Consider the following 19,991-nt stretch of genomic DNA (forward strand, 5'->3'; position numbering starts at 1 on the left):
GGTCAGCTTAGTCAGGTAACGCCGCTTTGACTCTTCATCATTCCTTCTACAAAGATGGTAAATTTCGATAGTTCAGCTTCAGCAGCAGCAGCTTTAGCGACTAGAGAGACAGCTACCGAAAACACCAGAATCGGTATGATGAATAGATTTTTCGTGTATGATTTGCTCATAACTCCCAAATTTAGCACCTGTACCTACTATAGGAGCAAGCATAATTTAAATATGAAATCACTACATATAGTTAATTCGTGGTTGCCCGCTTACGACGCTATGCAAACTAGCTCGTGGTTTTGTCAACGATCGAATTTTCGCGCCAATACTCGATAAGCAAAAAAAAAAACTTACATCACTAAATATCTAAGTAAAACTTCAAAGATCTGAGAGAGTTTCTACCCTTGACCTTAGAGCAACTCAAAGGTGTATCGTGCGACTTAGCAGACTGGAAGGACGATTGTCATGATATCTTGAGGTTGGATCTCCTGATTTGGGATATACTTCAATATGATTTCTATCAACAAATTGCTGTATCTTAAGTGTTAGCCTTAGCCAGTTTGTTGATATTCAAGGATAATTAATGAGTTAGCGCTTTATTGAGCGCTGCCTATTTATATGTTGAGACTTTCGATTACACGACAGAGTTCCCAAATCCAGAGTGCCGTAGGCATACTGGCCGTTCTGTTGTTGTTAATTGGCAATATCTCGCACATGCACGTGCGCTATTGTTTTGACGGCCAAGAAGCAGCTGTTTCCATCCATTTTGAGAACGGAAGTTCTCATGCGGATGACATACGCGATGAAACAGAAACCTTAGATGTCGAAACCGAGTTAAAACTCGATACGCTTCTTTCCAAGTTATTCGATGGTGGAAACGTAGCTGTTGCTGGCTCGTTTTCTTCTCGTTTTTCCGCAATTACTAAACAGCAAGGGTCCTTGCCAGCGGGTCCTGTATTCGTTCCCAAGAATCCTGCGTCTCTTCTCCCCCCTCTACGAGCACCTCCTGCAACTGCCTAATAGTTAACGCGAATAGTTCCGCTCAGTCATTTTGATTGAATAGTTCTATTTCCAACTTTTAGCAGGAGCAAAATCGATGAACTCAAAATGTTTGACGATTGTGGTTTGCGCCACATTCGCCAGCGCCACTTGTTATGCCCAGGAAGTGCTTACTGGAAGTGTATCTCTGCGTGATGCGTTGGAAGCCACGATAGCGTCCAATCCCCGGTTGCGCAGCTATCCGTTGCGTACTGAAGCTTTGCTGGGTGATAAAGAGACAGCGGATTTAAGGCCTGCGTTCACTGTAGGCGCTGAACTCGAAGATGCGCTCGGTACAGGCGACATCAAGGATTTTACCGGTGCGGAGGCAACTCTCAGGCTTTCCAATGTGATCGAAATGGGTGGCAAAAGAGAGGCTCGGGTAGGCGTCATTAGTCGCAGAATAGACGTCTTGAATGCGGAACAACGCGTAGTTGAGCTGGACTTACTCGCAGAAGTTGTCAGACGGTTTATCGATGTAGCAACTGCCCAGGAACAGATAAACCTGCAGTCTCAATCCACCGCCATAGCCGAACAAACCGTTAATGCGATTCAGCCTTTGGTAACGGCGGGACAGGCGCCTCAGTTGGAATTAGGCAGGGCAAACGCAGCATTGCTTCGAGCACAAGTAGCGGAACAAGCAGCCACTGCAAGACTCGAGAGCGCGAGAATTCGATTAGCAAACATGTGGGCAAGCAATTCCCCGCAGTTTGATTCAGTAACTTCCGACTTTTTGACAGTTGGTCAAGCCGGCTCAATTGAATCCACGTTGACTGAGCTTGCGTCGAATCCTGATGTTGAAATTTTCGCGGCGGAATCTCGACTTCTCGTAGCTGAGCTTCGCCTGGCGCAAACCCGTCAACAGAGCGACATCACGTGGTCTGCGGGATTACGTCACTTGAAGGAGATTGACGATACTGGACTTGCATTTGAAGTGTCTGTACCGCTGTTCAGCAAGGCTCGCGCTGCCGGTGCTACCCGCGCTGCACGGGCCAACTTGCAGGAAGTCGAATTGCGAAGACTCACGACTCTGAATGCAATCGAAGGTGAAATACGCTCGCTACATCAGGCTTTGCAACAGGCAATTACGGAAGTAAACACTTTGCGGCAACAAGTCATTCCCGTCTTGCAAGAGGTGCAACAACAAACACAGGTAGCGTACGGGGCTGGCAACTACAGCTATGTCGAACTGATAAGCGCGCAGCGGGAGTTCTTGGATGCCCAACTTGCGCTCATCACCAGTGCTAGTAATGCTCACCGAATACGCGCTGAGATTGAGCGACTCAGCGGACTGCCATTTACTGGACAGTAATGAGGACAATTCAATGAATAGATCACATAACTACTTTAGCGATTCAATACAGTATGTGTTTGGATCGTTAATCGCGGTTGCAATTTTTGTATGTTCACAAGCGCTTGCCGCAGAAGATGAACACGAGCACGAAGAGGGCGAAGAAGGGGTAGTACAACTATCCGCTGCCTTGGCTCGCGAACTAGGGATAGAAACTGAGTTAGCCGGTGCGGGTGAAATTAATCGAAGTTTATTACTTTATGGAAGAACTATGCCCGACCCGCAGGGCATCAGTCATGTCTCCGCCCGTTACCCTGGCATGATAGTTTCGATCACACCCGCACTTGGTGACAGGGTGGAAGCAGGGCAGGTTATTGCCATAATCGAGGCAAACAGCAGTCTTCAGAACTATGAAATAACGGCTCCACTAAGTGGAATTGTGGTCGAAAAGCACGCTAATTCTGGCGAACTAGCAACCAGCCAATCCCTGTTGACCATTGCAAACTACAACAACATCTGGGTGGATCTCACAGTCTTTCCCGGTGACTCACAACAGATCATACCGGGTATGCCAGTGACAATTCGGATGGATAATCTGTCCGCTGAAAGCGCCATCCGCTACATCAATCCCAGCCAAGGTGAGTCTCCGACTGTTATCGCCAGGGTGCCGCTTGAAAATTCCGATTCGATGTGGGTGCCAGGGTTGCTGGTTGAGGGATTTGTCCATCTTGAAACCAAGGTAGTCGATCTCGTCATTAGGAACAATGCTTTACAGACTTATGAAGACAACCCGGTTGTATTCGTGCTGGAAGGCGAAACCTATGAACCTCGAAATGTCACCCTTGGTAGTTCTGATCCGTTCTTCACCGAAATCCTGGCGGGCCTTGAGCCAGGAGAACGTTATGTGATTTCGAACAGCTATTTGATCAAGGCTGATCTGGAAAAAGAAGGTGTCGAACACGACCACTAGGAAACATCGCTATGCTTGAAAGAATTATTAGACAAATGATTAGTAGCCGTTGGGTGGTTATGATGGCGGCACTCTCGATCTGTGCATTTGGCGTGTGGAATTTTCAGAACTTGCCGATTGACGCCGTGCCCGACATTACCAATGTGCAAGTACAAATCAATACTGAAGCACCAGGGTATTCACCACTAGAGTCTGAGCAACGGGTTACCTTTCCAATTGAAACCGCACTTGCGGGACTTCCGCAGCTTTCTTACACGCGCTCACTTTCTGCCTACGGATTGTCTCAGGTTACTGTGGTTTTTGAAGAAGGCACGGATATCTACTTTGCACGCAACCTCGTCAATTCGCGCCTCGGGGCAATTAAGAGCCAGTTGCCTGTAGGTCTGGAGCCTGAAATGGGCCCCATCTCCTCTGGACTTGGTGAGATATTCATGTACACGGTTCGGGCTGAAGAAGGTGCAGTGCAGCCCAATGGAGAGCCCTACGATCTGTTTGCGCTACGGGAAATTCAAGATTGGATAATCAAGCGGCAACTGATTCTTGTCGATGGCGTAACGGAAGTCAACACTAGCGGCGGATTCGAGAAGCAATATCATGTTACACCCGACCCTGCAAAAATGTTGCGTTGGGGAATAACATTGCCGGAGCTGATATCCGCTTTATGGGATAACAATATCAATCAGGGTGCTGGTTACATAGAACGCAACGGTCAACAGCTAATGGTACGTTCACCCGGGCAGTTAAGATCCATTGAAGATATCGAGCTGGTTACCATCGCTACTACTAATAGTATCCCCTTGAGAATAAAGGACGTGGCTGAAGTTGCAATCGGTAAGGAACTGCGAACCGGAGCAGCCACTCATTCAGGTCAGGAAGCGGTAATCGGCACGGCATTTATGCTGCTTGGTGAAAATTCAAGAACCGTAGCCAGGCAGGTCGCAGAAAAGTTAGAGGAAATAAATACAACTCTACCTGACGGCATAGTCGCTGAAGTCTTATACGATAGAACTGTTCTTGTCGACAATACCATTGCAACGGTTGAGGAAAATCTCGTTATCGGGGCACTTCTAGTTATCGTTGTTTTGTTTTTATTGCTGGGTAATATTCGTGCCGCTCTTATAACCGCAACAGTTATTCCAATCAGCATGCTCGCCACAATTTCTGGCATGGTTGAGGCCAGAGTGTCAGCAAACTTGATGAGCTTAGGGGCGCTAGATTTCGGATTAATTGTGGATGGTGCTGTAATAATTGTCGAAAACTCGATACGCAGACTTGGCTTAGCAACGCAGGGAAACACAATCTTAAATCTAAGGGAGCGGCTCCAGGTAGTCTACGAGGCGACGAATGAGGTAATCAGGCCTAGTCTGTTCGGTGTAGCAATCATCACCTTGGTGTATATACCCATTTTTTCGCTCACTGGCATTGAGGGCAAGATGTTTCACCCGATGGCATTTACCGTCATCATCGCGTTGTTGTCTGCTATGGTTCTTTCGCTAACATTCGTGCCAGCGGCGGTTGCGATTTTCATTACCGGCAAAGTTTCCGAAAAGAAAAATCCAATTATGCGAGTTGCTGAATGGATTTACAGACCTATCTTACAAACTGCATTGCGGCTTCGCTGGTTAGTTGTGCTATTTGCAATATCTGCAATCGGTGGTGCCGGCTGGTTAGCCAGCACCATGGGCTCGGAGTTTATTCCCCAACTCGATGAAGGTGATGTGACGGTACAGGCACTACGCCCACCGGGTACCAGTCTGCAACAATCTATTGAGATGCAGGACATCCTCGAGCGACGTCTGCTGGAATTTCCAGAAGTCCAGGACGTATTTTCAAGAATTGGTACGCCTGAAATTGCTTCTGATCCGATGCCACCCAGCATTTCGGATACGTTTGTGATTCTCAAAGACAGAAGCGAATGGCCCGATCCATCAAGGGAGAAAAATGATTTACTGGAGGAATGGGAAGAAACTCTGGAGGAACTTCCCGGGCAAATCTATGAAGTCACGCAGCCTATACAGATGCGTTTCAATGAGCTGATTTCTGGAGTGCGCTCAGACCTCGGCATCATGGTGTTCGGTGAAGATCTCGATCAACTCAATATCTCGGCGCAGGAGATTCTAGAAGTTGTTGAGAGAATCGAAGGTGCCGCCGATGCCAGAATTGAACAAACTGAAGGGCTTCCCATGTTAACCCTTACTCCAAAGCGGGAAGTGCTATCGCGCTATGGCCTCAGCGTCAGAGATGCCCAACACCTGATTAGCACAGCCATAGGTGGAGAAACTGTTGGATTAATCTACGAGGGTGATCGCCGATTTCCCCTCGTTGTGCGGCTTCCCGAAGAAATGCGTCCTGATATGGCTAGAATCGAGAGATTGCCCATCCCCGTGCCTACAATTGCCAATGAGGCTGGCTATGTACTTCTATCAGAGGTAGTAGAAGCGGAATTGATATCGTCTCCAAATCGTATCAGCCGAGAGAATGGGCAACGTCGGGTTGTCGTAAGTGCCAACGTAAGAGAGCGCGATCTGGGGTCATTTGTGGCGGAAGTACAAGCAGTTGTTAGCAACGAGATCGATTTTCCACCTGGCTACTTTGTTGAATACGGTGGCACTTTTGAACAACTGGAATCTGCAAGTCAACGATTGTCTCTAGTAGTACCCGCCACGCTAGCATTGATTTTCGGTTTACTGCTCATTGTTCTGGGTTCCTTTCGTGACTCGCTAATTATTTTCACTGGTGTACCGCTAGCCCTCACAGGAGGTGTACTCGCTCTTTGGTTTCGCGGTATGCCCTTATCAATCACTGCGGGCGTCGGGTTTATCGCACTATCCGGTATCGCGGTGCTCAATGGACTGGTTATGCTGACTTTTATAAAAGCCCTATGGAAAGAGCAAGGTGAACTGATACCTGCAATCATTGATGGAGCTATGACTCGTTTAAGACCCGTGCTAATGACCGCTCTAGTTGCCAGTCTCGGATTTATCCCGATGGCATTAAACACTGGAATTGGGGCTGAAGTTCAACGGCCGCTTGCTACTGTCGTAATCGGTGGAATCGTGTCTTCGACGTTGCTCACGTTAGTACTGCTTCCCGCGCTCTACTTGATTGTGAACAAGAATCGCCGTCTGGAAAGTGGAAAGATATTTGATGCATGACCATTCGCACAACTCTGATCTTAGTAGCCAAAGAATTGGTTGGGCTTTTGCGCTAAATGTCAGCTTCACCATAGTCGAATTTGTTGGCGGAATCCTTACCAACAGCACTGCGATTATGGCAGATGCGGTCCACGACCTGGGAGATAGCCTATCTATTGGCTCAGCCTGGCTGCTCAGTTGGTTGGCCAAAAAGAAACCTAATGAGACATTTACCTATGGTTACAAACGCCTATCCCTTTTAGGAGCCTTGATCAACGGAGTAGTACTAATCGGTGGATCCGTGTGGGTATTGTTTCAGGCAATTCCCAGACTTTTCGATCCCGTGATGCCCGCTGTGAACGGAATGTTTGCACTTGCCATTCTGGGTGTGGTCGTAAACGGATTTGCAGCCTACAAACTTAACGAGGGCACGACACTCAATGAGAGGGTTCTCAACTGGCACTTATTGGAAGATGTTCTGGGTTGGATTGCTGTATTGATTGTCTCCGTTACGCTGATGTTTGTGGAAATAGCAATTCTGGATTCAGCGCTGGCTATCGGCTTTTCGTTGTATATCTTATTTAACGTAGTCAAGAATACAATCACGACAGTCAAGATGTTTTTCCAGGGGGTTCCTGAAAAGGGGTTAATTGAACAGGTACGTAGCCAGCTCAAACAACTTGAGTCAGTTGAATCAATTCATCATGAACATGCCTGGTCGTTAGACGGTGACTCAACAGTTTATACGGCACATTTGTTGATGAATTCACCTATGGATTCCGCTATGCAAATGCAAGCGAAGGCACAAATTGCAAAAATTCTGGATCAGTTTAAATTCTTACACACAACGATTGAATTGGAGTTCCCGGAAGAAAATTGCAGGGATGAAGAGTAACTCAATAAGGCCCTATAAAATCTGGAGAGAAGCACAATTGAACGATAGCAAGAGATCTACAGCTTAATTCCCATTTTTGAAAAGAAGTTGAACAGTGCTCGATAAGAAATCTCTTCTCGCCCGGCTGAACTATTTACTATGAATACAGGACTAGTAAGCACCTATCATGTTCCCGGAATGGATTGCCCATCTGAGGAACGCATAATACGGATGTCATTGGATGGCATCGAGCCACAAGTAGACCTGGCCTTTGATATCCCAAATCGGAAAGTCACGGTATACCACAGTAGCAACAGTGAAGAAATTACAGCAAGGCTTGAGTCACTGGGTTTTGGGGCAGCCCTTATTGCTACGCGAGAATCGAGTACTGCTGAGCTCTCTGAAGCCAGAGCTGAAGCTGTAATAGCTGATCAGCAGGAAGTTACCGTTCTTCGGTGGCTGCTAGGAATTAATGCGGTCATGTTCCTAGTTGAATTTTCATTCGGCTGGCTTGCTCAATCAACTGGGTTGATAGCAGATTCTCTTGATATGTTCGCTGATGCGGGTGTTTATGGTGTGGCACTTTTTGCTGTTGGCCACAGTGCTAAACAAAAGCTTCGTGCTGCACATTTATCTGGTTGGCTCCAGATGATTTTGGCCATCGGGGCGTTAAGCGAAGTCTTACGTCGATTTATTTTCGGAAGTGAACCTGTATCGATACTAATGATGTCTATAGGATGCGTTGCGCTGGTAGCAAATGTTACCTGTCTATTTATGATTTCAAGAAATAGGGACAGCGGTGCTCACATGGAGGCCAGCTGGATATTTTCCGCTAACGATGTGATTGCCAACGTTGGCGTAATCCTGGCAGGCGGTCTAGTCGTATTGACCGGCTCACGTTATCCAGATCTCATTATTGGCCTGATAATCGGGTTGGTCGTGCTAAACGGTGCTCGGCGTATATTGAAACTCAAGTCGTGAACGTATGTAGTTCGATCCAGAGAGTTTCAAAACGCTAGCGGTATTCTCCAAGGTGGTACAACTGAGCTAATTCCAACCTGTCATCCACTCATAAGCCATAACGTAGGCTAATCTCGTATGACCGGGGATCTCCAAATATCCACTGGTTGGAAACATAAGGCGCCAATACAAAATCTTCCTCGTCTGTCAGATTGCGCCCGCGCACTGTCAATGTCAGATTTTCAAAAATTATCCAATTCAGGCTGGCATCGAATACGTTGTAATCCGGAAGCTTTTCTGTGTTTCCATCATTCGCAAAACGGGAATCAACGTAGCGAAAGCCACCTCCGAGCTGTAAGTTGGGCATGATTGACCAATTCACCCACAGATTCGCTGTCTGTTCAGGCACGTTGCGAGGCGTATTGCCTGCCAGCGATACACCGCCGGAATAGAATTCGTCAAACTCTGCATCGATACTGGTTGCGTTTAATTCCACGCTTAAGGTCTCAGATGGATGGATTCTTAAACTCGCCTCAAATCCATCCGAACTTTGTTGACCAATCTGCTCGGTGATTGCGGAAGCCGGCAGCCGTGTCAATATGTCTTCTTTTTCAATATCAAAGTAGGCAAGCGTGTATTCCGCTCGACCATCAAGAAATTGCTGCTTGATGCCTACTTCATATTGCCGTCCTGTTGCCAAGTCAAAATTCTTGTTACCGGCGCTGATGGAGATCGGTGAGGTAACCGGATCGGCCGCGGTGCTCGCTTGGGCGTAAAGACTGGTATCGGTATTCGGCTGGTAAACGAATCCTGCTCGCCAGGTAAACTCGTCAAAACTCGTATCAAACGCAGATGCTTCTGCCCCGCCTATTGGCAAATCAAACCTGTCGAATTCGATGTCGTCATAGCGTGCGCCGAGTACGATACTGAATTGGTCAGTTAACTGAATTACATCATCAATAAAAATCGCGTATTGCTGTGTATCAGTCTGGTAGTCAAGAATCGTAGGGATCGAAGCAGTCGGTAACTTGCCAGGGTCAAAGCCAAACACGGGTACGCTGTCACCCACGCCAAAGCCACCGGTCGTGAAATTGTTAAGGTAGTTTAGTTCGATGTCATTAATTTCTGCACCAATACTGATTCGATTCTGGATTCCACCAAGGTCAGACTCGATCAGAAAATCAAAGCGTGAACCAATCTGTTCTTCATCGTGAATGATTCCCAGATAAAACGCCCGATCAATCTGTCCTGTGGAATTGTTATACGAATACTCCTCCAGATTTTGCCATTCGCGCTCAGCATCTAGAAAATAGGTATCACTGCGGAAGGTGACATTGGGAGAGATTTGCCAGTCGATATGAAGTTTTGTCCAGGTATCTTCATATGCAACTTTTCCATCACCAAAGTTATAGTTGTTCTCGCGGTGAGAATCACTAGCCTCACCATTGATCAGCGGAGTACCCCAATACGGCGCCGCGTCGATGTCGGCATAGTCAACGCTTAGCAGCGCACGAAAATTGTCGTTTGGCTGGAATAACAAAGAAGAGGCCAACACTTCTCGCTGCTCGTCGGCTCGATCCACATAACCGTCTTCTTCTGTATAGGCGCCATCGATACGGAATGCCCATTGGTCAGAAAGTTCAGTACCAACACCCACGGCAGCTCTTTGCATGCCAAAGCTTCCCGCGGCCACCATTCCTTCGAAGCCGGTATCACCAAGCTGAGCCTGTTTCGGTACGTAGTTGATGGTAGTTCCGATAGCGCCAATACCGTTTATAACGGAACCAGCGCCGTTAAGAACTTCAACCCGATCTAGCGTCCAGGTATCAGCAGGAAACGTCACGGTGCCAGCCACAATGTATAAGCGCGTGCCGTCGTAAGTGTAAACCGTTGAGCCATGGCCGTTGAATCCTCGTGACGAAATAGATGTGCCGCCGTTACCGGGTGACGCACTCGAGGAGATACCGGTGCTGCGTGTCACTGCGTCGAGGGCACCGTAGTCACCTTTTGTCGCAATCTCCTCCCGACTGATGATGCCGACACTGGCGGGCGTTTCGAAGCCGCTTAGTCCAAGTCGGCTACCTGCGCCGTTTTCAGCATTTAGGCGAATGGTGCCAATACCTCCCTGGCCTCTCACAATTATTTCATCGATCGATGTTGACGGATTTTGTGCCTGTGCCATGCTTGTCCAGACAAGTGCCACGTTAGCTAATACAATGCCATGACGTAAAGGTTTTCTGATTGACCGAATGTGATTTAAAGGACGAGTGAACATTGAAACACCTCTTGGGGCTTCGCCATAGGCAGCGCTGAATTGAACAAGGAGGCATTATAGGTCTACTGGGAGATGTTAATCGTAGGATATTTAAGTTAATAACGGTTCTGAATTTGTTAAAGACGATTTTGAATCTGTTATTAACGTTTTGTAACCTACTATTAACGTGCTGAACTCATTGAAAATGCTTACTTATTTTTAAGTTGTAGCGATATAGTATCGAATTGCCAAAATGGCTTGCTTGCCCCCTCGAAATAGAAAATTTTACCTATGAAATGGAAGCCGCTTCTTTTCTTCATTCACCGCTGGATAGGAATATTCACGTGTCTGTTGTTTGCCTTATGGTTCGCCAGCGGCATTGTTATGATGTACGTCGAATACCCTGAACTTACTGTCGAAGAACGTATTAAAAATGCCTTTCCAATCGAATTTTCCCAGTTAAATCTTTCTCCTAGCGAGGCGTTTAGTAGCATAGGATCAACCTCGTCAATTTCCTCGATTACACTGACATCCGTGTTGGGCCGCCCGGCCTATCTTGCTAGTCTCCAAGGCCAAGGATTGGTTACTGTCTTTGCCGATGTCGGCGATACCTTGAGAGGACTGGCGCAAGGCGAGGCAATAAATGCCACAGAAAACTCTGGCTATGCCAGCACTCAAATAAATCCAAGTTACGGCGGTTTGATAACGCGTGATCAGTGGACGGTTTCGTCTTCACTGCACCCTTATAGACCACTGCACAAGGTTTTTCTCAATGATTCTGATGGGACGGTTCTCTATGTTTCCGATGTGACCGGGACCGTTGTCAGGGATACTGGTCAGCACGAACGATTTTGGAATTGGATCGGTTCTACAATTCACTGGATTTATCCCGTCCAGCTTCGTCAATTCGAAAACTTCTGGATCCAATTGATCATCGTTGTTTCATGCATAGGAATCGTTTCCGTAGTTACCGGCGGAATTATCGGATTCATGCGTATTCGGATACTTCGGCCCTATCGCGGCAACGACGTTTCTCCCTACAAGGGCATCATGAAATGGCATCATATTCTAGGACTTGGATCGTTGATTTTCGTCTTTACGTTCATCTTCAGTGGGCTGATGTCGATGGGGCCCTGGGGAATTTTCGAGTCTCCTAGCAGTGCATCAGAGCAAATACGAAGATATAAAGGAGACTCGACAGTCGATCTTCGAGCATTACCTGGACTAGATCCCCAACTCGAATCGATGTCGGTTGCTGAAGTAGAGTGGACCTCGGTAAGCGGCAGTTACTATTACATAGCGACACTGTCTAATGGGGAGAAGCTTATTGATTTTGGCAACGGGCTTGAACACGGAAGTCGCGATCTCAAGATAGCAATCGGTGCTGCTGTTCCTCAGCTAATTCCGTCTGCCGCAATACTCCAAACAGAAATCCTCGATCAGTTCGACAATTATTACTACTCAAGACACAACCGTTATCGGCCTTTACCAGCTTTGCGAGTCAAGTTTGATGATTCAGAATCTACCTGGCATCACATCGATTCGATCACGGGTGAACCGATAAGCCGCGTTACTAATCGAAGCCGAATGGAGAGGTGGATGTATTACGGGCTACATAGCCTCGACTTTCATGCGCTATGGTCACGCCGTCCATTGTGGGATATCTTTGTAATCACATTGAGCCTGATAGGACTGGGTTTCTCAGTAACTTCGATAGCAATTGGATGGCGTCGCCTGGTAAAGTAAAAGCTTCTCTCCCATGAAGTTTGCTCTTGTTGTTCCCCTCAACTGACTTTAATTGGATTCATAGATGACTACGAATATTTCAGCAGAAGAAATAACATGTCGAGCCAATCAGCGAAGTAAGTATTCCCTGTTTTTGATTTTCTGCGTCGGTATAAGCGCATGCACTTCTCAGCCAGTCGAATGGATCGATGTGCCGTTGGCGGAAAACGTTTATTTTGAAGACCGCCCCGAGTACCTGTCAGACCAGGTTGTAATTCCAGTCCCTGCTAACTCCGATCTTGAGTATATGCTTGAGATGAAGCAGGGACATTCTGTTTCGTATGAGTGGCTATCGACTGATGTCACAAATCCAGAACTTTTGCTTGCAGAGTTTCACGGGCACACAATACGAATTTCAGATGAACCGGGCAATGTTATGTTCTATAAACAAGGCCGAGGCAATAGTGAAACTGGCTATCTCGTAGCACCGTTTGATGGCGAACACGGTTGGTACTTTTCAAACGAATCCGACATGGATTTAAGCATTACGCTTACACTTTCTGGTTACTATACAATCCCTTGATGTATAGGGATTGTAGGTGAATAACTTTATCTGTTTTTGCCGACCAGAGACGAAAAGAAAACTAGATTCAAACATTCGGAAGCAAAGAATATTAAGATAGCACTCTTTCTAAGTTTGGTATTTACTACTTTGCTATTAGAAATAGGATGGCTTGATGGGCATTGACATTAGACCCCCTCTAAGGTATCAAATGTGCCGATTGATCATTCAAATGGTCTTTGTTTTACGTAACTATACATAGTGATTGGTGCTGACATATTCATGCCTTGTCGAGTCTCAAAGTTTAATCGAGTAATTCTGACGATGCTTTCGTTGTTAGTAGTATCCGGGCAACTTTCAGCCTACCCTCTATTTTGTAATATGCCGGGAATGGAAATGCATGGCATGGACACCAATCGGGTGACCGAAGATGCCAAATCGGCGGCTGAGTCTAATACGATAAAACCAGCAAACGAGTCGGATAGTCAATTAGCTTCTGGCCTGCTAGACATGGCTAATTGTGAGCAGATTTGTGGATATTGTCTGGGATACACTCATCCTGGAACAAAATGCTCTAACTTGGATTCTGATTATCTCTCATCGCGACAAGCAGACTTATATTCTCGCTTCGCCCCCATTGAGCCTCTCAATAGTTTATTTCGTCCCCCCATTTCTGTCTAAGACAGGATAGGTCCGCCTGCTAAAAGCGCAGGCAAATCATTCAACTTACCTTATTACGCTGCAATCGTGTGTCGTGACGACCTCGCGATTTTTGTGCTGCGTCTGAGTAATAGAAGAGATATCGAAATGGGAACTGTAATTGAAAACAGGATCTTGATTCCTGGTTTGTTGTGGTGGGTTATTAGTATTTGGACTATGCCAGCGCTAGGGCAAATTGGTCCTGATGATGAACTCCAGTTAGCGGAATTGACGAAGGTGATGATTCAACAAAACGCTGGTTTGACTGCTCAAGAGCTACGAACGCGAGCGAACCGTGAGCTGGTTGAAAGCGCAGGGGCGCTCGATGATCCCCGGGTTAGTTATTCCATCGCACCGTCATCAATTGGCTCCGATATACCCAGTGATTTTGGCGATGCACTGCGGGTGCGACAATCGTTTCAGGTCTCTCAGTTATTCCCTTGGCCTGGAAAGCGGCAATTACGTACTGAGTTAGCCGTAGCAAGAGCTGAGATTAATGAAGCGAACTATGAACAGCTACTTGTTTCACTGATTGCCCAAGTCAGGAGTTTGTGGACGCAACTATGGTTTGCCGATCAGGCATTGTCAGTTAATGCCGAGCATCAGGCCTTACTGAATGACTTGGAATCAGTGGCTTCTACTCAATACGCTAATGGGCTTGGGTTGCAGCAGGACGTGCTGCAAATTCAGACCAGCCTTGTCGAATTGGATCACAGGGAGTTTGTGCTGAACCAGGAAATCAAGCGTCTGCAGGCTCGAATTAACGATCTGCTAAATCAGTCCGCCGACACCTCGATTGGGTTGCCGGGCGAACAGCTTCCCATTCGAACTTTGCCAAATCGCAACACTCTTTTGGAGTGGGTATTGGAGTCCGAGCCTGAATTGATAGGCCTGGAAGCAAGCTCTAGATGGGCACATAGGAATAAGGAGCTAATAGACCTAGAAGACTTTCCGGATATTCAAGTCAACGCCGGTTATAACGAATTCTGGAACGATATTGAGCAACGCACCCAGTTTGGTATCAGTCTTAATATTCCATTGGATCTTGGCAAGCGCTCAGCCCGTAAAGCAGCGGCCGGATTCAATTATGCCAGTTCGCAAGCTGATGTCGCACGTCTACGCAGCAAACTCATGGCTGACCTGGAGCAACTGTTATCTTCCGTAGAAGAATTGACTCATAGCATCAACCTTTTTGAAACTGAGTTAATTCCCTTAGCCCAACAAACTCTGAATGCAACCAGTGCCAATTTTCAGAGTGGCGGCGGCAACTTTCAATCTTTGATTCAAGCTCAACAACAATTGCTGGAGTTGCAATTACAGATATCAGAGATGCAGGCGGATCGACTAATCAGTATTAGCCAAATCGACAAATTATGCGGAGGCCGACTCTGGCCTGTGGAGAATTAAAGATGAAAACCATTGTAAGTTTATTGAGTGTAGCAATAGTTGCCGCCGTCACCGGGTTTATGGCTGCCCGCTTAATTCCCGTGGATAGGGGAGGTATGCCTGGGTCAACGGTCGCATCCTCAGAAAGACAGCCGCTTTATTGGGTGGCACCGATGGATTCCAGTTTCAGGCGAGATGAACCAGGCCTGTCACCGATGGGGATGGATCTAATTCCAGTTTATGATGAGCCTGATAGTGAAACCAATGCCGTCAGAGTTACTCCAACGGTTCAGCAAAATCTGGGACTGAGAACAGCCAGTGCTATGCGTAGAGATTTCGCAAGGGATGTAGACGCGGTCGGATACACACGTTGGAACGAAGCGACCTTTGAAATGTTGCACCCGCGAGCAGAAGGTTGGCTGGAGGTCTTCAATCTGGCCAGTGTCGGTGATCAGGTAAGCGCAGGCCAGGTGGTTTATGAGTTGTTCGCGCCCAATCTTGTCAGCACCCAACAGGAATTCATCACTGCACGCCAGTCTGGCAATCAAGTTCTGGCCGCTCTAGCCCGGGAACGATTGCTGGCGCTGGGATTTACTACCGCACAAGTCGAAGAACTCTCCAATAACGGGAACACGAGTAGTCGACTGGTTTATCGCGCCGTCAATGATGCGCTGGTCGTGTCCCTAGGCACCCGACGAGGCAACTATGTGCAGCCTGCCAGCACGATAGCCACACTGGCGTCACTGGATTCCATCTGGGTCGATGTGGATATCTTTGAAACGGATACTGCAGATTTGGAAGTTGGTCTGGAGGCTGATATTGAATTTCCAGCCTTCCCCGGTGAAACCTGGAAGGGCGAATTGAGTTATATCTATCCGGAACTGGAACAGAATAGCAGGACCCTGCGGGTTCGGCTCGTCATTGAAAATGAAGATCATCGGCTTAAGCCCAATATGTTCGCCAATGTCGCCATTGCCGCTGATCCTCGACTCGACGTATTGGCAGTGCCTCGCGAGGCCGTCATTCGATCAGGGGCAGGTTCGCGGATTATTGTCGTTCAAGACGATGGTGCATTTGAACCGCGTGCGGTACGCACCGGCGTCAGTAGTGGTGAACAGATCGAAATCCTGCAAGGACTCTCTGCTGGTGAGATCGTAGTCACCTCCGGGCAATTCTTGCTCGACGCCGAAGCTAATGGTGAGCAAGCGTTGGCGCGGCTCGATGCCGCGGGCGATTCCGACACTGAAAGCATGGATATGGATATGGATATGGATGTGGATAGAACTGCCAATTCGTCAGGAGATCAAGTGGCCGTTTATTCTACAACCGGTCGCATTGTTAGCATGATGAGCGATGGCATGGTGACATTGGCACATCAGCCGGTTGCAGAACTGAACTGGCCAGCTATGACGATGAGTTTCACATCTGTTCCGGAAGTTAATCTCAATGAATTTTCAGTCGATGAAACGGTGCGCTTCGAGTTTCGTCAGCTTGAAGACGGTGGTTATCAAGTCCTGCTTATGGACAACGCGGGTGCGCCAATGAGTATAGACAGAAATGTCAGTGCATCAGGCGATCAGTTAAATGTTTATTCCACAATCGGTCGCATTGTTAGCATGATGAGCGATGGCATGGTGACATTGGCACATCAGCCGGTTGCAGAACTGAGCTGGCCGGCAATGACGATGAGTTTCACCACTGTCCCTGATGTTAATCTCAATGAGTTTGCAGTCGATGACACGGTTCGATTTGAGTTTCATCCATTAGAAGATGGCAGCTATGAAATCTTGATGATGGAAGAGACGGAGGTAAATCAATGATTGCCGCCATCATCCGTTCGTCCATTGCCAATCGCGGGCTCTTGCTATTGGCTGCCCTTCTGTTGATGGCCGCTGGTCTGCTCAATCTGCGTACCATGCCGGTGGATGCCATTCCCGATTTGTCCGATGTGCAGGTCATTATTCGTACACCCTTTGCCGGCCAGGCGCCCCAGGTCGTTGAAGATCAGGTGACCTACCCATTGACCACCGCCATGTTGTCAGTGCCCGGTGCGGTCAATGTCCGCGGTTACTCATTTTTTGGCGACTCCTACGTGTATGTCATCTTCGAGGACGGCACCGATCAGTATTGGGCGCGGAGTCGGGTGCTTGAATACCTCAGTCAGGTCAGTGCGGCATTACCTAATGATGTTACTCCCGCTCTCGGGCCCGATGCCACAGGTGTGGGCTGGGTGTATGAATATGCCCTGGTGGACAGAACCGGAAATCACGATCTTAGCCAGCTGCGATCAATACAGGACTGGTTTCTGAAATACGAACTGCAGACGGTTGCAGGGGTGTCTGAAGTGGCAACCATTGGCGGTATGGTCAGGCAGTACCAGGTCGTTGTCGATCCCAACCGACTCAGTGCTCTGGGAATAAATCTGATGCAGATCAGGCAGGCGATACAGAACGGCAATAGCGAGGTTGGCGGTTCAGTAATCGAAATGGCCGAAACTGAATTCATGGTTCGGGCCACGGGCTATGTGCAGAGCATGGAGGAGTTACGCAACATCCCGCTGAAGGCAGATGAACGGGGCGTACCAGTCTTGTTGGGCGATGTCGCTGAGGTCCAGTTGGGTCCGCAACTGCGACGGGGCGTTGCTGATCTCGATGGTGAAGGCGAAGTGGTGGGCGGCGTTATTGTCATGCGCAGTGGCGAGAATGCCCAGGCAACCATTGCCGCCGTCAAAGCCAGGCTACAGGAACTGGCTGGCAGTTTGCCCGAGGGGGTGGAAATCGTGCCGACCTATGATCGTTCGGAGTTGATCGGTGCGGCGGTAGACAACCTCTACACTAAACTCATCGAAGAGTTTCTTATCGTTGGCCTTATCTGCGTACTATTTCTATTTCATTTGCGTTCATCTCTTGTGGCCATCGCTATTTTGCCATTAGGCATCATGGCCGCGCTACTGATCATGCGTGCCCAGGGTATCAATGCAAATATCATGTCTCTCGGCGGCATCGCCATTGCCATCGGGGCGATGGTGGATGGTGCCATCGTCATGATCGAAAACGTCCATAAGCATATGGAACGTCGCCCCGGTCTGGTTGGTAAAGAGCGCTGGGACTTGATCGCGGAAGCGACATCCCAAGTTGGTGGCCCGCTGTTTTTCTCACTGCTAATAATCACGCTCAGTTTCTTACCCATATTCACACTCGAAGCACAGGAAGGGCGGTTGTTTGCGCCGTTGGCCTTCACCAAAACCTACGCCATGGCAGCGGCGGCTTTATTCTCTATCACCTTTATTCCCGTCTTCATGGGCTATCTGATCAGGGGCAAGATTCATTCAGAACAGCGCAATCCGCTGAATAGATTACTGACGGCTTGCTACCGTCCAGTGGTGGGCTTCATTACTATGCATCCCTGGCCTGTCATCGTACTCGCAGTTCTCCTAACGGCTTCTGCAGCTTGGCCGGTATCGAGGTTGGGCTCAGAATTCATGCCACCTCTGGATGAAGGCGACTGGATGTATATGCCCACGGCTCGGCCTGGCCTGCCCATTGGCGAGGCAACGCAATTGCTGCAACAGACAGACCGGATGATCAAGTCCGTGCCCGAAGTGGCCCAGGTGTTTGGCAAGATTGGGCGTGCGGAGACCGCCACCGATCCTGCTCCCCTGACCATGATCGAGTCAGTGATTCGTTTCAAATCGGAATCGGAGTGGCGTGAAGGTATGACTATTGATGATATTCGGGCTGAAATACGTGAGCGGGTACAAGTGCCGGGCATCGCGAATGTCTGGGTCATGCCTATCAAGACACGTATAGATATGTTGGCGACCGGTATCAAGACACCCGTTGGAATAAAAATAAGCGGGCCCGAGCTTGGGGTGATTCAAACCCTTGGCAGAGAAATTGAAAACCTGCTCGGGAATTTCCCTGGCTCTGCCAGTGTCTATGCAGAGCGGGTCGTCGGCGGTCGCTATGTAGTCGTGGACATCGATCGGTCAGCCGCTGCACGACTGGGTCTTAATATCGCCGATGTGCAAGCTGTAGTGACTTCTGCGATCGGCGGCATGAATGTGTCGGAAACCATAGAAGGCCTGGAAAGGTATCCGATCAATGTGCGCTACCCGCGGCAAGTACGTGACTCACTGGAAAATATTCGCCGCCTCCCCATTATCACACCGAAAGGAGAACGGATCGCATTAAGTTCTGTGGCTAAAGTGGAGATTGAAGATGGTCCACCGATGATCAAGAGCGAAAATGCGCGTCCTAATGGCTGGGTCTACATCGACATCGCCGACATTGATGTAGGCAGTTATGTGAGCAACGCTAGAGAACATCTAGAAGCCAACTTAACCCTTCCTCCTGGTTATACACTCGCCTGGTCCGGGCAATTTGAATACATGGAACGCGCGATAGAGCGCCTCAAACTGGTGGTGCCTTTGACTCTCGTTATTATCACCTTGCTACTTTATTTGGCATTTAACAGGGTCAGTGATGTGCTGATAATACTGGCATCTTTGCCGGTAGCAGTGGCAGGCAGTGCCTGGTTTGTGTGGTACCTGGGATTCGATCTATCGGTGGCAGTGGCGGTTGGGATAATTGCCCTGGCAGGAGTCGCTGTGGAGATAGGCGTGATCATGCTGATTTATCTTAATCAATACCGGCAGGACTATCTGGACAAGCTCGGGCCCGATGAAAAGCCCTCGCTCGTCGGATTGCGGGAAGCCATTCAGCAAGGTGCCCTGCAGCGAATAAGGCCTATTGTGATGACCGTGGCTGCAATTACAGCAGGATTGTTGCCCATTATGTCCGGGCACGGAGTTGGGTCGGAAGTTATGCAGCGCATTGCGGCACCAATGATTGGGGGGATGTTGAGCACACTGGTACTGACTCTGTGTGTAATTCCGGCTCTGTATTTGCTGTGGCAGGGGTTTATGTTGCAAATCTCGAACAGGGAAAAGAATGGAAGCTCGCCTTTATCTTTATTAAACAGATAACTGCCACTTGACTTTAAACCGACTCCAAGTTTTATGATGACACGAGGAAATATCAAATCAGGAGTCGGCCAACCTATACAATTTTCCAAGTAAATTGGGAGAATTTGAGCTATAGAGTAC

Annotated in this window: 13 protein-coding genes; 11 read left to right on the forward strand and 2 right to left on the reverse strand. The window is 48.2% G+C overall.

The window, feature by feature from the left end:
- Nucleotides 1–11 precede the first annotated feature (11 nt).
- A complete protein-coding gene (locus R3F50_03140) occupies nucleotides 12–170 on the reverse strand; it encodes a hypothetical protein (GenBank protein ID MEZ5489295.1) in 159 nt (52 codons plus the stop codon).
- A gap of 508 nt (nucleotides 171–678) precedes the next feature.
- On the opposite strand from R3F50_03140, the gene R3F50_03145 reads away from it, so the two are divergent.
- The 6 genes from R3F50_03145 to R3F50_03170 all read left to right on the forward strand — a co-directional run bounded on the left by R3F50_03145 (nucleotide 679) and on the right by R3F50_03170 (nucleotide 8,279).
- A complete protein-coding gene (locus R3F50_03145) occupies nucleotides 679–1,011 on the forward strand; it encodes a hypothetical protein (protein MEZ5489296.1) in 333 nt (110 codons plus the stop codon).
- A gap of 76 nt (nucleotides 1,012–1,087) precedes the next feature.
- The gene (locus R3F50_03150) at nucleotides 1,088–2,341 is read left to right on the forward strand and encodes a TolC family protein (GenBank protein MEZ5489297.1); all 1,254 of its coding nucleotides are present in this window, start codon (nucleotides 1,088–1,090) and stop codon (nucleotides 2,339–2,341) included.
- Nucleotides 2,342–2,354: 13 nt separating this feature from the next.
- Nucleotides 2,355–3,290: an efflux RND transporter periplasmic adaptor subunit gene (locus R3F50_03155; protein ID MEZ5489298.1), complete on the forward strand. Its 936-nt coding sequence runs from the start codon at nucleotides 2,355–2,357 to the stop codon at nucleotides 3,288–3,290.
- Between the two features lie 11 nt (nucleotides 3,291–3,301).
- Nucleotides 3,302–6,445, forward strand: coding sequence for a CusA/CzcA family heavy metal efflux RND transporter (locus tag R3F50_03160; GenBank protein MEZ5489299.1), 3,144 nt, complete (start codon nucleotides 3,302–3,304; stop codon nucleotides 6,443–6,445).
- Nucleotides 6,438–7,319, forward strand: a complete 882-nt coding sequence (locus tag R3F50_03165) for a cation diffusion facilitator family transporter (protein MEZ5489300.1) — start codon at nucleotides 6,438–6,440, stop codon at nucleotides 7,317–7,319. The genes R3F50_03160 and R3F50_03165 overlap by 8 nt, the downstream gene beginning before the upstream one ends.
- A 138-nt stretch (nucleotides 7,320–7,457) precedes the next feature.
- Complete coding sequence (locus R3F50_03170) at nucleotides 7,458–8,279, forward strand: cation transporter (protein ID MEZ5489301.1); 822 nt, start codon at nucleotides 7,458–7,460, stop codon at nucleotides 8,277–8,279.
- An 88-nt stretch (nucleotides 8,280–8,367) separates the two neighbouring features.
- Here R3F50_03170 and R3F50_03175 read toward each other — a convergent pair whose 3' ends face one another.
- A complete protein-coding gene (locus R3F50_03175; protein MEZ5489302.1) occupies nucleotides 8,368–10,533 on the reverse strand; it encodes a TonB-dependent siderophore receptor in 2,166 nt (721 codons plus the stop codon).
- Between the two features lie 270 nt (nucleotides 10,534–10,803).
- Here R3F50_03175 and R3F50_03180 point away from each other — a divergent pair, with 270 nt between their 5' ends.
- From R3F50_03180 to R3F50_03200, 5 genes are all read left to right on the forward strand, one after another.
- Nucleotides 10,804–12,258, forward strand: coding sequence for a PepSY domain-containing protein (locus R3F50_03180; protein MEZ5489303.1), 1,455 nt, complete (start codon nucleotides 10,804–10,806; stop codon nucleotides 12,256–12,258).
- A 64-nt stretch (nucleotides 12,259–12,322) separates the two neighbouring features.
- Entirely contained in the window at nucleotides 12,323–12,820 is a 498-nt protein-coding gene (locus tag R3F50_03185; GenBank protein ID MEZ5489304.1) for a hypothetical protein, read from the forward strand.
- 786 nt (nucleotides 12,821–13,606) lie between these two features.
- Nucleotides 13,607–14,905 (forward strand): TolC family protein, encoded by a 1,299-nt coding sequence (locus R3F50_03190; protein MEZ5489305.1) that lies wholly within the window; start codon nucleotides 13,607–13,609, stop codon nucleotides 14,903–14,905.
- A gap of 2 nt (nucleotides 14,906–14,907) precedes the next feature.
- The gene (locus R3F50_03195) at nucleotides 14,908–16,704 is read left to right on the forward strand and encodes an efflux RND transporter periplasmic adaptor subunit (protein ID MEZ5489306.1); all 1,797 of its coding nucleotides are present in this window, start codon (nucleotides 14,908–14,910) and stop codon (nucleotides 16,702–16,704) included.
- A complete protein-coding gene (locus R3F50_03200; GenBank protein MEZ5489307.1) occupies nucleotides 16,701–19,871 on the forward strand; it encodes a CusA/CzcA family heavy metal efflux RND transporter in 3,171 nt (1,056 codons plus the stop codon). Before R3F50_03195 ends, R3F50_03200 begins: the two co-directional genes overlap by 4 nt.
- Nucleotides 19,872–19,991 lie beyond the last annotated feature (120 nt).

The sequence above is a fragment of the Gammaproteobacteria bacterium genome (genome assembly GCA_041395725.1).
GTDB lineage: Bacteria > Pseudomonadota > Gammaproteobacteria > Pseudomonadales > Pseudohongiellaceae > NORP240.